Raw genomic sequence first — 16,290 nt, 5'->3', positions numbered from 1 at the left:
GGCGCACGGCGAAGGCCCCCGCACCGACGGACGGTACGGGGGCCTTCGCGGACATCCCCTAGGCGGCCGGGAGCCCGTCCAGCTGGGCCTGGATGCGGGCGATGTCCGCCTCCGCCTTGGCGAGACGGCCCTTGATCTTGTCCACGACGTTGTCGGGCGCCTTGGCCAGGAAGGCCTCGTTGCCCAGCTTCGCCTCGGCCTGCTGCTTCTCCTTCTCGGCGGCGCCGAGGTCCTTGGAGAGCCGCTTGCGCTCGGCCGCCACGTCGATGGTGCCCGACAGGTCCAGCGCGACCGTGGCGCCGGCGACCGGGAGGGTCGCGGTGGCGCTGAAGTCGTCGCCCTCCGGCTGGAGGCGCAGCAGCTGGCGGATGGCGCCCTCGTGCGATGCCAGCGCGGTACCGGCGAGGTCCAGGCGCGCCGGGACCTTCTGGCCCGGCTGGAGCCCCTGGTCGGCGCGGAAGCGGCGGACCTCGGTGACGACGGCCTGGAGGTTCTCGATCTCGGCCTCGGCGGCCTCGTCGCGGAACCCGCTGTCCGCCGGCCACTCGGCGATCACCAGGGACTCGCGGCCGGTGAGGGTGGTCCACAGCGTCTCGGTGACGAAGGGGACCACCGGGTGCAGCAGGCGCAGGGTGACGTCCAGGACCTCGCCCAGGACCCGGCCGGAGACCCGGGCGCCCTCGCCGCCCGCGAAGAACGTCGTCTTCGACAGCTCGACGTACCAGTCGAAGACCTCGTCCCAGGCGAAGTGGTAGAGGGAGTCCGACAGCTTCGAGAACTGGTAGTCCTCGTAGTACGCGTCGACCTCGGCCACGGTCTTGTTGAGCCGCGACAGGATCCAGCGGTCGGTCGCCGACATCTGCTCGGGGGCCGGCAGCTCGCCCTCGATCGTGGCGCCGTTCATCAGCGCGAAGCGGGTGGCGTTCCAGATCTTGTTGGCGAAGTTGCGGGAGGCCTGGACCCAGTCCTCGCCGATCGGGACGTCGACGCCCGGGTTGGCGCCGCGCGCCAGGGTGAAGCGGACCGCGTCGGAACCGTACTTGTCCATCCAGTCCAGCGGGTTGACCGCGTTGCCGAAGGACTTCGACATCTTCTTGCCGCGCTCGTCACGGACCATGCCGTGCAGGGCGATGGTGTGGAAGGGCGGGGTGCCGTCCATCGCGTAGAGGCCGAACATCATCATCCGGGCGACCCAGAAGAAGAGGATGTCGTAGCCGGTGACCAGGACGGAGTTCGGGTAGAACTTCGCGAGGCTCTCCGTCTGCTGCGGCCAGCCGAGGGTGGAGAAGGGCCACAGACCCGAGGAGAACCAGGTGTCCAGGACGTCCGTGTCCTGGGTCCAGCCCTCGCCGCTCGGCGGCTGCTCGTCCGGTCCGACGCAGACGATCTCGCCGTTCGGGCCGTACCAGACGGGGATGCGGTGGCCCCACCACAGCTGGCGCGAGATGCACCAGTCGTGGAGGTTGTCGACCCAGTCGAAGTACCGCTTCTCCATCTCCTGCGGGTGGATCTTGACCTTGCCGTCGCGGACGGCGTCACCGGCCGCCTTGGCGAGCGGGCCGACCTTGACCCACCACTGCATCGACAGCCGCGGCTCGACGGTGGTCTTGCAGCGCGAGCAGTGCCCGACCGAGTGGGTGTACGGGCGCTTCTCGGCGACGATCCGGCCGTCGGCGCGCAGCGCGGCGACGATGGCGGAGCGGGCCTCCAGCCGGTCCAGGCCCTGGAAGGGGCCGTGGGCGGTGATGATGGCGTGCTCGTCCATGACCGCGAGATTGGGCAGCCCGTGGCGCTGGCCGATCTCGAAGTCGTTCGGGTCGTGCGCCGGGGTCACCTTGACGGCGCCGGTGCCGAACTCGGGATCGACGTGCGCGTCGGCGACGATCGGGATGCGGCGGCCGGTGAGCGGCAGCTCGATCTCGGTTCCGACGAGGTGCGCGTAGCGCTCGTCCTCGGGGTGGACGGCAACGGCCGTGTCACCCAGCATCGTCTCGGCGCGGGTCGTCGCGACGACGATGGACGCGTCCCCCTCGCCGTACCGGATGGAGACGAGCTCGCCCTCGTCGTCCTGGTACTCCACCTCGATGTCGGAGATCGCGGTGAGGCAGCGCGGGCACCAGTTGATGATGCGCTCGGCGCGGTAGATCAGCTCGTCGTCATAGAGCTTCTTGAAGATCGTCTGGACGGCCTCGGACAGGCCCTCGTCCATGGTGAACCGCTCGCGCGACCAGTCGACGCCGTCGCCCAGCCGGCGCATCTGGCCGGAGATCTGCCCGCCGGACTCGGCCTTCCACTGCCAGACGCGCTCGACGAAGGCCTCACGGCCGAGGTCGTGGCGGGACTTGCCCTCCTTGGCGAGCTCGCGCTCGACCACGTTCTGGGTGGCGATGCCCGCGTGGTCCATACCGGGCTGCCACAGGGTCTCGTAGCCCTGCATGCGCTTGCGGCGGGTGAGGGCGTCGATCAGCGTGTGCTCGAAGGCGTGCCCCAGGTGGAGGCTTCCCGTGACGTTCGGCGGCGGGATGACGATGGCGTACGGGGGCTTCTCGCTCTTCTCGTCCGCCTCGAAGTACCCACGCTCTACCCAGCGCTCGTAGAGCTTCCCCTCTACCTCGGCCGGCGCGTACTGGGTCGGCAGTTCGGAGTTGGGGCTGCTGGGTGTCTGCGTGTTCTCGGTCACGCACCACAGGATACGGGCGGGCCCGCCCGCGTTACGAATCCGTTCCACCGTCCGGCTCGCCTTGACGGGGTCATGACTGATCGGCGTGACTGGGCGCATGAACGAGATCACCGGGCAGCCCGCGGCGGCCCCTTCGGTACACCCCTACGCGTCCGTCCCGAACGTCCCGCCGAAGAAACGCTTGCTCGTGAAGGTCGGGGTGGCGCTGGGTGCCATCGTGGGTGTGGTGGCCGGCAAGGCGGCCGTGACCGCGGTGCTCGACGGCGGCCCGTCCGACGCCGGACGGTACCGGCTGACGCCGCCCGGCTCCTTCCAGGGCCTGACGCTCCAGGACTCCGGTCCGCGCGTCGACGCGATCAGGCTGGGCCAGGGCCCGCAGAAGCCGGGCACCAAGCAGGTCTCCGTGGTCTACGCCGACCGGGCGGGCACCGCGCGGCTGGTGGTCAGCGGGGCGGCCGGCCGGTTCGACGACGGGGACCCGGGCGCGGTGCTGACCCGCGGGCTCCACGAGATGGGGACAGTGAACGCGGTCACGGAGCCGGCCGGAACGCCGGAGGGCGCCGCCATGCGGTGCGGCACGGTCCACGTCGACGCCGGCACGCTTCCGGTGTGCATGTGGGCGGACCACAGCTCACTGGTGACGGTGACCGTCCCGGTGGAGAATGAGCCCGTGACGCTCGCCGCGCTCGCGGAACAGGCCCGGGCGCTGCGGGGCGTCATGGAGGTCCGGGCGTCGTAGTTCGGTAACGCCTGGGGCCCCGAAGCCTGGGCCTGTGGGGACTTCGGCCAAGATATGACCAACATAAGAAGTTCCTAAAGGGGGACGCGGGTCATGAGTTACAACCAGCCGGGACCGTACGGTCAGCAACCGCAGCAGCCGGGGCCGTACGGTCAGCAGCCGGGCCCCTACGGGGGCCAGCCGGCCCCGCAGCCCGGCTACGGCTACCCGCAGCAGCCCCCGCCGGGCTACCCCCAGCAGCCGGGATACCCCCAGCAGCCCCCGCAGCAGCCGTACGGCGGCTACCAGCAGCCGGGCGTGCCCCCGCAGGCCCCGTACGGCGGGATGCCCCCGCAGCAGCCGCCGAAGAAGTCGAAGGCGGGCGCGGTGATCGCGGTGATCGTCGTACTCGGTGTGCTCGCGGGCGCCGGCTGGTACTTCACCAAGGGCGGCGGCGCCTCGGGCACGGTGGCGGCGGACACGAAGGGCTACAAGCTGGTCGCACCGCAGTCGGTGGACGACTTCCAGCAGGACCCGAAGTACCAGCAGAAGCCCTTCAGCGACGAGGACAAGAAGCAGGCCGAAGCGGCGGGCATCAAGAATGCCGCCCAGGTCGGCATGGACTACCTGTCGGGCGACCCGAAGAATCCGCTGTCACTCAAGGGCCTCAACTTCCAGGGTGTCTACGGCCAGATCGGCGACCCGGAGAAGGCCGTGGACGGGTACTTCGCAATGGCCAAGCTGAAGGCCAGCAAGAACGGCAAGGACTCGACGGCAGAGTTGATCGGAAGCCCCAAGGCGATCACCCCGGCCGGATTCAAGGGGGCAGTGCTGAAGTGCCAGGAGGTCAAGATCACCTCCAAGGACACGACATCCAAGGGCCCCAAGGAGATGACCCTCCCGATCTGCATCTGGGGCGACTACAGCACGTTGAGCATCGTCACCGCCTCGGACGTGGCCTCCATCCTCGCGGGCAGGCCGGGCTACACCATGGAGCAGACCGCGGACCTCACCGCGAAGCTCTACAAGACCGCCCGGGTGAAGGTCTGATCAGAGCGCCGGTCGGCGCAGGACACACCCTGCGCCGACCGCCCGCAGCCTCACGCCAACTGGTAGCACGCGGTGTAAGCGTCGTTCTGCTTCACTCCGAGTTGCACCAGCTTCCAGTTGCAAGCGATGCGGTTAAGACCCCCCAAATCCCACGTAGCACCGACATTGCACGCCGCCTGGACCTGCGGACCCACGACGTAGCCCAACTGACGCAGATAGTTCTGACAGTCAGGCGAATCGGCCGACGCTGGTGAAGCTGCCACCATAGGCAGCGCAGCTGCAACGATCGTGGCCGCCAGAACGCCGAACGTGCGCTTCTTCTTCATTCCTCACTCCTCCGTGCATCGAGTCCTACCGAGACGAAGTTGATCAAGGAAGACGTCTTCCCGTCAGGCGTTTCGCAACTCTTGTCCGATTATCGTGCAATGTAGTCCTGAACACGCGAAGGGGCGCCCCGGTCGTCCGGGGCGCCCCTTCGCGTATGTCCGTTGCGGCTAGGCCGACTTCTCGTGCGGGCCCTGGTCCTTCGGGACGATGCGGGGGACCAGCGTCGGGTTGACGTTGGAGCGGACCACATCGGCGGTGATGACCACGCGGGCCACGTCCTTGCGGGACGGGACCTCGTACATCACCGACATCAGGACCTCTTCCATGATGGCGCGCAGGCCGCGCGCGCCGGTCTGGCGGAGGATCGCCTGGTCCGCGATGGCCTCCAGCGCCTCGCGCTCGAAGTCCAGCTCGACACCGTCGAGTTCGAACAACCGCTGGTACTGCTTCACCAGCGCGTTGCGCGGCTCGATCAGGATCTGGAGCAGGGCCTCGCGGTCCAGGTTGTGGACCGAGGTGATGACGGGGAGACGGCCGATGAACTCGGGGATCATCCCGAACTTCACCAGGTCCTCCGGCATGACCTCCTGGAACTGGTTGCTCGCCTCGATCTCCCGCTTCGAGCGGATGGTCGCCGCGAAGCCGATGCCCTTGGCGCCCGCACGCGACTCGATGATCTTCTCCAGGCCGGCGAAGGCGCCGCCCACGATGAAGAGCACGTTCGTCGTGTCGATCTGGATGAACTCCTGGTGCGGGTGCTTGCGGCCGCCCTGCGGCGGGACGGAGGCCGTCGTGCCTTCCAGGATCTTCAGGAGCGCCTGCTGGACGCCCTCGCCGCTCACGTCGCGCGTGATCGACGGGTTCTCGCTCTTGCGGGCGACCTTGTCGATCTCGTCGATGTAGATGATCCCCGTCTCGGCCTTCTTGACGTCGTAGTCGGCCGCCTGGATCAGCTTGAGCAGGATGTTCTCGACGTCCTCGCCGACGTACCCGGCCTCCGTCAGCGCCGTCGCGTCGGCGATGGCGAACGGGACGTTCAGCATCCGGGCCAGCGTCTGGGCCAGCAGGGTCTTGCCGGAGCCGGTGGGGCCGAGCAGCAGGATGTTGGACTTCGCGAGCTCGATCGCGTCGTCCCGGCCCTGCGCGCCGCCGTTCTCTCCGGCCTGGACCCGCTTGTAGTGGTTGTAGACCGCTACGGAGAGCGCCTTCTTCGCCGGCTCCTGGCCGACGACGTAGCTCTCCAGGAACTCGTAGATCTCACGGGGCTTGGGAAGTTCCTCCCACCGGACCTCGGAGGTCTCCGCGAGTTCCTCTTCGATGATCTCGTTGCAGAGGTCGATGCACTCGTCGCAGATGTACACACCGGGTCCTGCGATGAGCTTCTTCACCTGCTTCTGGCTCTTTCCGCAGAACGAGCACTTGAGCAGATCGCCGCCGTCACCGATGCGTGCCACGAGGTGCTTCCCCTTCGCCTGGGAGACGCCTGGTTCAGCGGCTCCTGGTGCCTCATATCCGACGGTACCTTGCCGGGGGCCCCGAACGGGGCCCCCTTGACGTGGTTCACATCGCCGAATGCGACAGCGTGACCACGCCAACTCGCGGCAAGGATCAGACCGCGGTGCTCTTGCGGGTGGAGACGACCTGGTCGATCAGGCCGTATGCCAGTGCGTCCTCGGCAGTGAGGATCTTGTCGCGCTCGATGTCGTCACGGATCTTCTCGATCGGCGTGGTCGAGTGCTTGGCCAGCATGGTCTCCAGCTGGTCGCGCATGCGCAGGATCTCCTTGGCCGCGATCTCCAGGTCGGAGAGCTGCTCGCGGCCGGTGCCGCCGGACGGCTGGTGGATCAGGACACGGGCGTTCGGCAGGGCCAGCCGCTTGCCGGGGGTGCCGGCGGCGAGCAGGACCGCGGCGGCGGAGGCCGCCTGGCCCATGCAGACCGTGGAGATGTCCGGCTTCACGAACTGCATCGTGTCGTAGATCGCCGTCAGCGCGGTGAAGGAGCCGCCGGGGCTGTTGATGTAGATGGAGATGTCGCGGTCCGGGTCCATCGACTCCAGGCACAGCAGCTGCGCCATGACGTCGTTGGCGGACGCGTCGTCAATCTGCACGCCGAGGAAGATGATGCGCTCCTCGAAGAGCTTCGCGTACGGGTCGTACTCGCGCACACCCTGCGAGGTGCGCTCGACGAAGCGCGGGATCACGTACCGGTTGTCCACCTGAGGGCCGGTGTAGAGGCCGCTCGCGGGAGAGAGGTTGTTCATGTGCATCTGGGTGTTCACCATCCTGGTGGCGTTCTGCGGGCGGGAGCTTGCCTGGTGCGGGGCCGGGGATCAGGCCCCGGTGCCGCCACCGCCGGGGACCAGGGACGCGGCGGAGATGATCTCGTCGATGAGGCCGTACTCCTTGGCCTCCTCCGCCGTGAACCAGCGGTCGCGGTCGCCGTCGCGGATGATGGCCTCCACGGTCTGGCCGGAGTGGTGAGCGGTGATCTCGGCCATCCGCTGCTTGGTGCGCAGCAGGTACTGGGCCTGGATCTTGATGTCCGAAGCGGTGCCGCCGATGCCGGCGGAGCCCTGGTGCATCAGGATGTCGGTGTTCGGGAGCGCGAAGCGCTTGCCGGCCGTACCGCCGGTGAGCAGGAACTGGCCCATCGAGGCCGCCATGCCCATGCCGATGGTGACGATGTCGTTCTTGATGTACTGCATGGTGTCGTAGACCGCCATGCCGGCCGTCACCGAGCCGCCGGGGCTGTTGATGTACAGGTAGATGTCCTTCTCCGGCTCGGCGGCCAGGAGCAGGAGCTGCGCGGTGATCTTGTTGGCGATGTCGTCGTCGACCTGCTGGCCGAGGAAGATGATGCGCTCGCTGAGCAGCCGGTTGTAGACATGGTCGCCGAGGCCACCACCGATGGACGGCTCACCCGCGGCGTAAGGCTTCAGATTCGTCACGTATCCACCTGCTCGTCTCCGACGGCCACATGCCGTCTCAGCGTCTCGTTCTGGGGCGCGGACCAGCCGGTGCGAACGATGTCCGCCGGCGTCGGGTACTCCCGTGCCCTCGTATTCATGGACCCTAACGCGCAGGTCGGACAACGCCATCCCGCTTCCCGAACTGTTCGCTCGGAGCGCAAGGTCCCGGGCCCTTCGGGCGGTACGGCGGAGGGCCCGGACGCGACTGCGTCCGGGCCCTCCGGGGCACTGCCGGGCGGACGGGCCTGAGGGCCCGCCCGGGGGTGTTACTTGGCCTCGTCGCCCTCGGTCTCGGCGTCGGCCTCGACGGCCGCCTCGACCGTCTCGGCGGCCGTCTCGACCTCGTCCTCGTCGTCGGAGAGGTCGACGACCTCACCGTTGGTGTCGAGGACCTTGGCGGCCTCGACGACGACCGCGAGGGCCTTGCCGCGGGCGACCTCGCCGACCAGCATCGGGACCTGGCCGCCCTCGACGACCGCCTGGGCGAACTGGTCGGGGGACATGCCGGAGGACTGCGCGCGGCGCATGAGGTGCTCGGTGAGCTCCTCCTGGTTGACGCCCAGCTTCTCCTTGTTGACCAGGGCGTCCAGCAGGAACTGGGTCTTGATGCCCTTGACGGCCTGCTCGGCGGTCTCGGCGTCGAACTCCTCGGCCGTCTTGCCCTGGATCTCGAGGAACTTCTCGAGGTTCAGACCCATCTGGCCGAGCTGGTGGTGCTCCAGGTTGTGCTTGCGGGTCTGGACCTCGTCCGCGAGCAGCTTCTCGGGGACCGGGATCTCCGCGAGCTCCAGGAACTTCTCCAGGACGCGCTCCTGGGCCTGGGTGGCCTGGTCGTACTGCTTCATGTCCTCGAGGCGCTTGCGGCTGTCCGCCTTGAGCTCTTCGAGGGTGTCGAACTCGCTCGCCATCTGCGCGAACTCGTCGTCCAGCTCCGGCAGCTCACGGGCGGAGACCTTGGTGACCTTGACGGTGACCTCGGCGTCCTTGCCCTCGGCGGAGCCGCCCTTCAGCTGGGAGGTGAAGGTGGCCTCGCCACCGGCCTCCAGGCCCTTGACGGCCTCGTCGATGCCGTCGAGGAGCTCGCCCGAGCCGATGGTGTAGGAGACGTCCTGGGCGACACCGTCCTCCAGCACCTCGCCCTCGACCTTGGCCTCGAGGTCGATCGTGACGACGTCGCCGTCCTGGGCGGCGCGCTCGACGTCCTTCGTGGACGCGAAACGGCCGCGCAGCTGCTCGACCGACTTCTCGACGTCCTCGTCGGTGACCTCGACGGCGTCCACGGTGACCTCAATGCCGGAGTAGTCCGGGATCTCGATCTCGGGGCGGACGTCCACCTCGGCGGTGAAGGCCAGCAGCTCGCCGTCCTTCAGCTCCGTGATGTCGACCTCGGGCTGGCCCAGCGGGTTCAGGTCGGCCTCGTTGACGGCCTCGGTGTAGAACTTCGGAAGGGCGTCGTTGACGGCCTCCTCCAGCACCGCACCGCGGCCGAAGCGCTGGTCGATGACGCGGGCCGGGATCTTGCCCTTGCGGAAGCCCTTCACCGTGACCTGCTGGTTGATCTTCTTGTAGGCCGCGTCGAGGCTGTCCTTGAGCTCCTCGAAGGGCACCTCAACAGTGAGCCGAACCCGAGTCGGGTTCAGGGTCTCCACGGCGCTCTTCACGGTTCGGTCTCCTTGTGGCTGACTGCTGGGGGTTCTGCCGTCACGCTGCGATTCAGCGGTTCAGCGGATTCGGCCCGGCATCAGACACACGGGCACGCAGCTTGCATAGTAACCGCAAGCGGCAATCAGCCCACAACGCGATCACCGGGGCGATCTTCGGTGGGCGGGCCCGGGAGGGCGCCCGGGACGGCGCCCGGGACGTGCGTGGAGAAGGTGCTACTGGTCGGGGTGGCCGGATTCGAACCGACGACCTTCCGCTCCCAAAGCGGACGCGCTACCAAGCTGCGCCACACCCCGTCGGTGCGACACGTAGGGTACATGCCCGAAGACGGTCCGACACGCGCGTTTCCCGGGGATCCGGCCGCGCCCACGGCCCCGGCCCGGGCGGCGGACCGAAATGCGGTGTGCGATCCCCCTGCACGACCCGCTAGGATGCTCTCCGTGCCCCGGTCCCCGGACCTATGGCGCGCGCGTTGCGGGTGTAGCTCAATGGTAGAGCCCTAGTCTTCCAAACTAGCTACGCGGGTTCGATTCCCGTCACCCGCTCTCTACAGTTCAGGGCCAGGTCAGAGGACATTTCCTCCGCCTGGCCCTGAGTCGTTCCCGGGGGCTGTGATCAGCCGTCCGTGTCCCCCGCGTGCCCCTTGCGCTCGTCCGTGTCTTTCCTGCCCCTCTCCACGAGCCCGCTCAGTGCGTCGGCGATCAGCCGGTCCCGGTCCGCACTGGCGTGCTGGTAGATCAGCGCGGCGCGGGCGGTGCTGTGGCCCATCCGCGCCATCAGCTCCCGCGTGCTGGCTCCCGTGGACGCGGCCAGGGTGTTGCCCGTGTGCCGAAGATCATGGAAATGAAGCCCCTTGATCCCTGCCTCGCGACATGCCTTGTGCCACAGCCGGTTGAAGTGGTTCCGGCGCGGCGTGGCCTTCTTGGCCCCGATGAAGACACGCCCGTCAGCGCCCGGTTCGGCGTACAGGTTCAGGTGGACGCGGATGTCCTGGATGATCACGCCGGGGATGGAGACCGTCCGCTTGCCCGCGGCGCTCTTGGGGGCCTTGATCTCCCGTTGCCCGTTCCCCAGCTCGGCGACGGACCGCCGGACGCGCACGGTGCCGCGCTCCAGGTCGATGTCCCGCCGGTGCAGGCCGATCAGCTCGCCCCAGCGCAAGCCGAGGAACCCGGCCATGAGCACGAGGGTGCGGTAGCGCGGCTGGATCACGTCGGCCAGCGCGTACACCTCCTGCACGGTGGCGGTCGGCCGCTCCGGCGTGTGGACGGTGCTGGCTCCCTTGACCTGGCAGGGGTTCCGCCGGATCAGTGCCGGCGGCGAGCTTGTCGGCGCGCCAGCGCCGCACGAGGGGCGGCGAGATCTCCGCCAGGTTGACGGAGCCGAGGGCCGGCTCCAGGTGGTGCTTGAGGAGGGACCGATAGAGCTCCACCACCCGGCCTTCCTCCGTGACGGCGTCGCGGAATTGGGAACTGCCGGGCGGCGTACTCGAACTCACCGAGTCCCCGGAGGCCGGCGTCCGCCGCGAGGTCCTGGAAGAGACGGGTGTCGAGGTCGAGGTAGACGAGCTCACCGGGATCTACAAGGACACGACCCGAGGCATCGTCGCCCTGGTCTTCCGCTGCAAGCCGTCCGGCGGGACCGAGCGCACCTCGGAGGAATCGACCGCGGTCGCTTGACTCACTCCGGATGAGGTCACAGCCCAGATGTCCGAGGTCTACGCGATCCGCCTCTTGGACGCCTTGGACGACGCAGGCCCCCACGTCCGCAGCCACGACGGCCGCCAGTTGCTCACGGCGTGACCCGCGACGAAGCGGTAGGACTCGTTGCACGGCTCATGGACGGCAGCATCACCGGTGAGGCCGAAGCCGACGCGACCGTTGACGCCCTGAGGGTGACACTGCGATGCCCGCACATCAGCGACTACATCTACTGGGACTTCGATCCCAACCTGAGCGCCGAGAAGGTAGTGGACCGAGCCATGGCATATGAGCCCTTCGCCCTCTGAGCCGGGCGGCGCGGTAAGAGTTTCCCTACTTCATCAAGGCACCCGCCGCGCACAGCGCGGCGCGCGCGGCCCGTCGCCCATGCCTGCGCTCCTGTCTCCGCCCCGCTCCAGCCCGGCCGCCGGCCGCACGCCTACGGCTCGGGTTCGATGGGGGAAGCCCCGATGCGGCTGGCGATAGTCGCCGCGGCTGAAGCGCCTTCCCGGCCTGGCTCCGCCTCGAGTGGGTCTCGGTCTCGCACCGACTCCTCTGGAGGACGACCTCTGCCTGCCTGTCTCTCGAAACGGTCGGCGGGCACCTCGGGACGCCGCACCTGGCACCGAGGTTTGTCGCCTTCAACGGGTCAGAGCCTTTGCCTCCGGCGGGGGCGCTCCGGCTCCGGGGATGACGGGGGCCAGTCGTGCGGGTGCAGCCGGTTTTGTGGTGGAGGTGGGGAGCTGTCATCCCGCCTGCCGTCGACCCAGGCAAGCCATAGCAGACCAGGCTTCTGGGGCCCAGGTCGTTCGTCCAGCAGGGCGCTCCACCTGGGCCATCGAGCGACTTGCCGTCTCGACGAATGGACCCAGGACCGGTGGTCAGATCAGCGTACCCGCGACCGGGTTCGGCTCAATCCGCTCGCTTAGACCACCCCGCGCATCTCCGGCCGGCTTCACATCCACCGTCTTTTCAGAGCTTCAAGGTCCGCGTGGACCTTCTCGGCACGCGCTCGGTCCCCTGAAAGCCGCAAAGCATCTATCGCATCGTTAAGCGATGGGATCAAATGACTCAACTCTGAATACCCCGACTCTAGTAGCGTGAACAGACGCGTCACATCATTTGCCAGGAACGCTCCCGTCCTTCGTTTGTCAGCCATGTGTCTCTCGATGGCATCGGCTTGCACGTTTATGCGGCGATCATAATAATCATGGACTCTTTCACAGTCTGCATTCCTCCAGGAGTGGGAATCTATTGCAGCCCGCAGGTATTCTCTATGAGGATCGGGTTCACCTTTCAGGAAAAGAGCCGCAGAAAGGGGCTCAATTACCCCGACCTGATCAGTGTCACCATCCCTAATGGCTCCGCCGACCAACTGAGCCAGGTTGCGGCTGACCCTAGGTGTCGGATCCCAGAATTCTGGCATCTTGGATAGGATGGTTGCGAGTATCCCACTGCTCGGGCTCCGCGGGTTATCCATCAGCAGTTCAGCAACGCTCTCCAACATGCCTACCCTCTGTGGGCTTCGGGACAACCTTCGGCAAGCAGTGTCCAATGTGTGCCAGTCGTACGTCTGAGTGCTGATGATCCCATACAGATCGTCTGTTGTTTGGGGTTCGCTCAGTCGATATAGCGCTGAGGTTGGATCGAAATCACTGGCCACCTCATTCAGAAATTCGGGGAATTTGCTATGATCGGCATAGCGGAGGATCTCGGCGCCCCTTGGGGTCGCTTTCCCCGAGTTCACTTTATCCAAGACGTATACAATTCGAAAGACGTTGCCTGCCTGATTAATGGCGCGGTTGAATGCGTTTAGAATGTGCCGATCAGGGAAGCCGTATCCGATTACGAGCATGACATGAAAAGACATCAAGTTCGCCAGTAGGGGCTTATTCTTGGAAAGGGTATTCGCTGCGATTTCACAATCACTCGACGTCGCGACTATGTTCCCGCTCTCTATGTCGCCATGCAGATGTAGTATAAATTTTTTGTGCGTTCGGAGGCAATCGAGAAGGCTGCGAATGCCCTCTGGCCACGTACACCTTTGCGCTCGGGGGATCACTGTCTCCAAAAGAGTGTCCCAGTTGGTGGTGATGACCCCTTCGGGATTTATCTTCCGGAAGATTTGGCCCCATCTCGTCAAGTTGGGGTTTGTTGTCATTAGCTCCTGCTGTGAATTTCTCACGATCTCGCATAGCTGACGCTTGAGTTCTGTAACTGTAATGCAGGATGCCAGCGCATCGGCGGCTTCGTATTCTTTTGATTCGGAAAGCAGGGAGCGAATCTCTCTGCGTCGACTTTCAGGGATAGGATTCTGATCGGCCACGCTCGATAGCAAATCGATCCATGAGCCGACACCTTCCATGGCTCTAGAAGTTCCCGAGCCGGCGAAGACGAGCACTCTCATTCTTGGAGCGTCCGGTACGTGAATCGACACGATGCTCACCCATTCTCAACCAGTAGTGGGAGAAGTGGGGCAACTGCTCTCTTCTATCGTCTCACGCGTCTATCGTCTCACGCGCTTGATCCAGCGTATTGGCTGGCCAGGGTGGTGCGTGACGCGATCTTTCAACGTGTTTTGTACCGCAGCGTGATGCCGCAACCAAGCGATCGTTGGGCCACCTACTTTGCCGCTGGCGCAAGTTAGGTGATGCAATCACTGATACATATCCGTCCTGGTGGTGACCGGCTCCTGACATCCATGGATGACATCAACACGGGTGGACGGCGACACTTCCAAGCAGTCGAGTAGGAGCAGTGCGTCCTGGGCTCGACCGGTGAGGACCGGGTGCTGGACGAGCTTACAAAGCAGATGTCGGCGGTTCGAAACAGCCCCCGCCCACAAGAACGAAGCCCCCGCCGATCCCGGCGGGGGCTTCTGCATCTAAATCTGACATCAACGGGAGCGGCTATCCCGCCCTGCACGGAGCCGGAGCCGCAAAGGTGCTCTCCCCGTTGAAGACGCGGCGCGCAGCTGTGGTCATTCTCCCGACCGCCTCCAGTCGGGCACTCCCAGCTTGCTCAACAGCTTCCCAAGATCCCTGAGCCTGACGATGCGCCAAGATAACAGCCAACTCGTGGTCGAGGCATCGGCGCGCTTGAGCAGCCGAAATAGCCACGCCCTTCGGCCCTTCGACGCTCACGATCGCCTCATGCTCGATGAGCTCATTCAGAGCTTGTTGCGCACACTCACGGCGATCTCGGTACTCATCCTCGGTGATGCCCGCCTCGCTCACGCGGACAACCATCCCCGCCGTGCGCACAGCAGCGGAAATGAACTTCGCGTACGCCTCCCGCCTCGCTGCACGGGCCTCAGACTCTCGTTGCGCGGCTTGGGTGCCTGCTGCTAGCGCGTGCTGGGTGCTCGCCTGATGGCGTACCCCTCGCACGGCCAACCAGGCGGCAAGGCCGGCAGCCGCAAATGACGAAGCCGAGGGGATGATGGTCTCTACTACTCCACTCACCCTCAGATCACATCAAACCTTGGCCCACCGGTGCAGCCGAACATCAGAATCGGGACTCCCCCGGCCGCCGCGGGGCCGTCGGGGCACAGACGGACGGCCGATACTCTGCCCGCCAGCTCTGCGGTCTATTCGTGGACTGGCGAGGCAGCGGATGTCGCCTCCAGGCCCTTGGCCTCGCGATACGCATGGCGCACACGGGGCCTCCGGAGCCGTGTGTCGGCCTCTATTGAAGCGAAGCAGCCGTGCTCCAGACGAGGTCGGGGCACGGCTGTCGTAAATGTGGCGTGGTGTTAGGCCGGCGGTGGGGGGTCGGTGTTGTCGTGTTCCTCGTGCGACGAGGGGGTTGGTGTCGGTAGGCGGTGGCCGCGGCTGGTTGCTACGCGGACCGCATCTCGTAGGGCTCGGGTCAGGTCCGTCGCCAGGGTGCGCAGTTCGTCTGGCTCCGCGTCTTCTTCGGCGAGCACTTCGAGGGCGTGTTCCAGGAGCTCGGTCGCCAGGTCGAGCTGAGCTGTTTCTGAGATGTCAGCCAACCGCGACAGGTAGCCGTCGTTGGTGCCGGCGCTCAGGAAGCAGGGCTTGCCGTCTGGGCCCGACCAGGGGAGGAGTCGCAGTTCGTTGTGCGGCGTCATGTGTTCGAGCCCCTCTCTTCCGTCGGGTGGCGCGTGGTGAAGTGGGCGTCGGCTCGGTCGCCGGGGAGTAGCAGAAGGGCTGCTTCGACCACGCGACCGGTGATGTCGGTCGCCACGCGCCTGATCGAGAGGACAGCCAGGGATGTGCTGATCCGAAGGGCCGCTGCGTCTTCCGGGGTGGGAAGGCCGGCACTGACTGTCTCCTGGACCTCGGCCAGGGGTGGACGAAGCGCTACCAGCTTCGCCGCTATGTCTTCGGAGTCAGACGACGCAGCGGAGAGGTCGGCCGGCGCCAGGTCGCGAGGGACGTAGATGCGGGTCAGGCTGTGCGCCGACTTCCCCTCGTGGCTGAGGCAGAGGAATTCCGTCAGAGGGCTTCCAGGCGAGACGTTGAGCAGGGCAGTCAGATGTGCTCGCGCTCGGAGCTGGGTGGCGCGAACGCTGACGCGCAGCGTCCAATCAGTCGTGAGCTGTACGGCTGAGGCACCACTCCCACCCATGTAGGTGATTCTGAGGCGGGGACGCCGGACGAAGTTCCCGCTGCCGTGGAACTTCTCCACCAGCCCTTCGCCCTGGAGCAGCGCGAGGGCGCTCCGCAGCGTTGGCGTGCTGACCGCGTAGCGGGCGGCGAGTTGCGCCTCGGAAGGGAGACGTGCGCCGGCCTCGATGCGGCCCGAAAGGATCTGGTTTCGCAGGTCATCGGCGATGACGTGACGACGAGAGGACATGAGCCGGCTCACCACTTCCTCTGCATCCGAAGGGCGATGAGGCGGGTCCGGGCGTGCACGGTCAGCAGTTCACCCGATTCGAAGCAAAGCCTCTTTGCTCCGGCTGGCAGCTGGATGAGGTCGGCGACGCGACATGGCTGACCGCCGATCTGGATGACGTCGCCGCGCTGGACGGTGGCCGAGGTGATCTCGACGTTCGCGGCGAGGGCACCGCTCGGTGTCCATCCCCTCACTGGGTCACCCGCCGCGGATCGGATCGCTCGTCCGCCGGATGGCAGGAGCAGACGCATGCCTCGTAGATCACGGGTACACCGACCGGTGCCGTGGCGGGAGACGACTGCGCGCACTCTCGATGAGTGCCG

The 16,290-nt window shown here is 66.4% G+C and carries 14 protein-coding genes, 2 tRNA genes and 1 pseudogene; 5 read left to right on the top strand and 12 right to left on the bottom strand.

The window, feature by feature from the left end; genetic code table 11:
* Nucleotides 1-58: 58 nt before the first annotated feature.
* Nucleotides 59-2,680, bottom strand: coding sequence for a valine--tRNA ligase (locus ACWGH1_RS06575; protein WP_453352545.1), 2,622 nt, complete (start codon nucleotides 2,678-2,680; stop codon nucleotides 59-61).
* 97 nt (nucleotides 2,681-2,777) lie between these two features.
* Between ACWGH1_RS06575 and ACWGH1_RS06570 the strand changes: the two genes are divergently transcribed.
* Nucleotides 2,778-3,419 (top strand): hypothetical protein, encoded by a 642-nt coding sequence (locus ACWGH1_RS06570; RefSeq protein ID WP_453352546.1) that lies wholly within the window; start codon nucleotides 2,778-2,780, stop codon nucleotides 3,417-3,419.
* Between the two features lie 93 nt (nucleotides 3,420-3,512).
* Nucleotides 3,513-4,448 (top strand): hypothetical protein, encoded by a 936-nt coding sequence (locus ACWGH1_RS06565; protein WP_453352547.1) that lies wholly within the window; start codon nucleotides 3,513-3,515, stop codon nucleotides 4,446-4,448.
* A gap of 50 nt (nucleotides 4,449-4,498) precedes the next feature.
* Here the strand turns inward: ACWGH1_RS06565 and ACWGH1_RS06560 are convergent, their stop codons facing one another.
* From ACWGH1_RS06560 to ACWGH1_RS06535, 6 genes are all read right to left on the bottom strand, one after another.
* Nucleotides 4,499-4,774 carry a hypothetical protein gene (locus ACWGH1_RS06560; protein ID WP_453408478.1) on the bottom strand — a complete coding sequence of 92 codons (276 nt, stop codon included), beginning with the start codon at nucleotides 4,772-4,774 and terminating at the stop codon, nucleotides 4,499-4,501.
* A gap of 168 nt (nucleotides 4,775-4,942) precedes the next feature.
* Complete coding sequence (gene clpX / locus ACWGH1_RS06555; RefSeq protein WP_361310959.1) at nucleotides 4,943-6,229, bottom strand: ATP-dependent Clp protease ATP-binding subunit ClpX; 1,287 nt, start codon at nucleotides 6,227-6,229, stop codon at nucleotides 4,943-4,945.
* 154 nt (nucleotides 6,230-6,383) lie between these two features.
* Nucleotides 6,384-7,058: an ATP-dependent Clp protease proteolytic subunit gene (locus ACWGH1_RS06550; protein ID WP_361310962.1), complete on the bottom strand. Its 675-nt coding sequence runs from the start codon at nucleotides 7,056-7,058 to the stop codon at nucleotides 6,384-6,386.
* A 48-nt stretch (nucleotides 7,059-7,106) separates the two neighbouring features.
* Nucleotides 7,107-7,724, bottom strand: coding sequence for an ATP-dependent Clp protease proteolytic subunit (locus tag ACWGH1_RS06545; RefSeq protein ID WP_136216948.1), 618 nt, complete (start codon nucleotides 7,722-7,724; stop codon nucleotides 7,107-7,109).
* A 287-nt stretch (nucleotides 7,725-8,011) separates the two neighbouring features.
* Nucleotides 8,012-9,406, bottom strand: a complete 1,395-nt coding sequence (tig, locus tag ACWGH1_RS06540; RefSeq protein WP_453353763.1) for a trigger factor — start codon at nucleotides 9,404-9,406, stop codon at nucleotides 8,012-8,014.
* Between the two features lie 220 nt (nucleotides 9,407-9,626).
* Nucleotides 9,627-9,703 (bottom strand) — tRNA-Pro (locus ACWGH1_RS06535).
* A gap of 178 nt (nucleotides 9,704-9,881) precedes the next feature.
* On the opposite strand from ACWGH1_RS06535, the gene ACWGH1_RS06530 reads away from it, so the two are divergent.
* A tRNA-Gly gene (locus ACWGH1_RS06530) sits at nucleotides 9,882-9,952 on the top strand.
* Nucleotides 9,953-10,022: 70 nt separating this feature from the next.
* Here the strand turns inward: ACWGH1_RS06530 and ACWGH1_RS06525 are convergent.
* Nucleotides 10,023-10,637, bottom strand: a complete 615-nt coding sequence (locus tag ACWGH1_RS06525) for a site-specific integrase (protein WP_453353764.1) — start codon at nucleotides 10,635-10,637, stop codon at nucleotides 10,023-10,025.
* A gap of 218 nt (nucleotides 10,638-10,855) precedes the next feature.
* Here ACWGH1_RS06525 and ACWGH1_RS06520 point away from each other — a divergent pair.
* Both ACWGH1_RS06520 and ACWGH1_RS06515 read left to right on the top strand, forming a co-directional pair.
* A pseudogene (locus ACWGH1_RS06520) lies at nucleotides 10,856-11,209 on the top strand (NUDIX hydrolase).
* Entirely contained in the window at nucleotides 11,206-11,415 is a 210-nt protein-coding gene (locus tag ACWGH1_RS06515) for an e9imm peptide (protein WP_453353765.1), read from the top strand. The pseudogene ACWGH1_RS06520 and the gene ACWGH1_RS06515 overlap by 4 nt, the downstream one beginning before the upstream one ends.
* 647 nt (nucleotides 11,416-12,062) lie before the next feature.
* Here the strand turns inward: ACWGH1_RS06515 and ACWGH1_RS06510 are convergent.
* From ACWGH1_RS06510 to ACWGH1_RS06495, 4 genes are all read right to left on the bottom strand, one after another.
* A complete protein-coding gene (locus tag ACWGH1_RS06510; RefSeq protein WP_453353766.1) occupies nucleotides 12,063-13,514 on the bottom strand; it encodes an SIR2 family protein in 1,452 nt (483 codons plus the stop codon).
* Between the two features lie 1,347 nt (nucleotides 13,515-14,861).
* The gene (locus tag ACWGH1_RS06505; protein WP_453353767.1) at nucleotides 14,862-15,200 is read right to left on the bottom strand and encodes a hypothetical protein; all 339 of its coding nucleotides are present in this window, start codon (nucleotides 15,198-15,200) and stop codon (nucleotides 14,862-14,864) included.
* A complete protein-coding gene (locus ACWGH1_RS06500; protein ID WP_453353771.1) occupies nucleotides 15,197-15,928 on the bottom strand; it encodes a GntR family transcriptional regulator in 732 nt (243 codons plus the stop codon). The genes ACWGH1_RS06505 and ACWGH1_RS06500 overlap by 4 nt, the downstream gene beginning before the upstream one ends.
* Before the next feature lie 8 nt (nucleotides 15,929-15,936).
* The gene (locus ACWGH1_RS06495; protein ID WP_453353768.1) at nucleotides 15,937-16,161 is read right to left on the bottom strand and encodes a hypothetical protein; all 225 of its coding nucleotides are present in this window, start codon (nucleotides 16,159-16,161) and stop codon (nucleotides 15,937-15,939) included.
* Nucleotides 16,162-16,290 lie beyond the last annotated feature (129 nt).

Source organism: Streptomyces sp. NPDC054883, assembly GCF_053610645.1.
Note: the sequence above shows the minus strand (reverse complement) of the source record. Positions and strands in the feature narration are given on the sequence as shown.

What these genes read in the sequence shown, in the direction of transcription:
- ACWGH1_RS06500 (WP_453353771.1), bottom strand. Translation starts at nt 15,928, where the DNA reads ATGTCCTCTCGTCGTCACGTCATCGCCGATGACCTGCGAAACCAGATC.
- ACWGH1_RS06570 (WP_453352546.1), top strand. Translation starts at nt 2,778, where the DNA reads ATGAACGAGATCACCGGGCAGCCCGCGGCGGCCCCTTCGGTACACCCC.
- ACWGH1_RS06505 (WP_453353767.1), bottom strand. Translation starts at nt 15,200, where the DNA reads ATGACGCCGCACAACGAACTGCGACTCCTCCCCTGGTCGGGCCCAGAC.
- ACWGH1_RS06565 (WP_453352547.1), top strand. Translation starts at nt 3,513, where the DNA reads ATGAGTTACAACCAGCCGGGACCGTACGGTCAGCAACCGCAGCAGCCG.
- ACWGH1_RS06560 (WP_453408478.1), bottom strand. Translation starts at nt 4,774, where the DNA reads ATGAAGAAGAAGCGCACGTTCGGCGTTCTGGCGGCCACGATCGTTGCA.
- ACWGH1_RS06510 (WP_453353766.1), bottom strand. Translation starts at nt 13,514, where the DNA reads ATGAGAGTGCTCGTCTTCGCCGGCTCGGGAACTTCTAGAGCCATGGAA.
- ACWGH1_RS06550 (WP_361310962.1), bottom strand. Translation starts at nt 7,058, where the DNA reads ATGGTGAACACCCAGATGCACATGAACAACCTCTCTCCCGCGAGCGGC.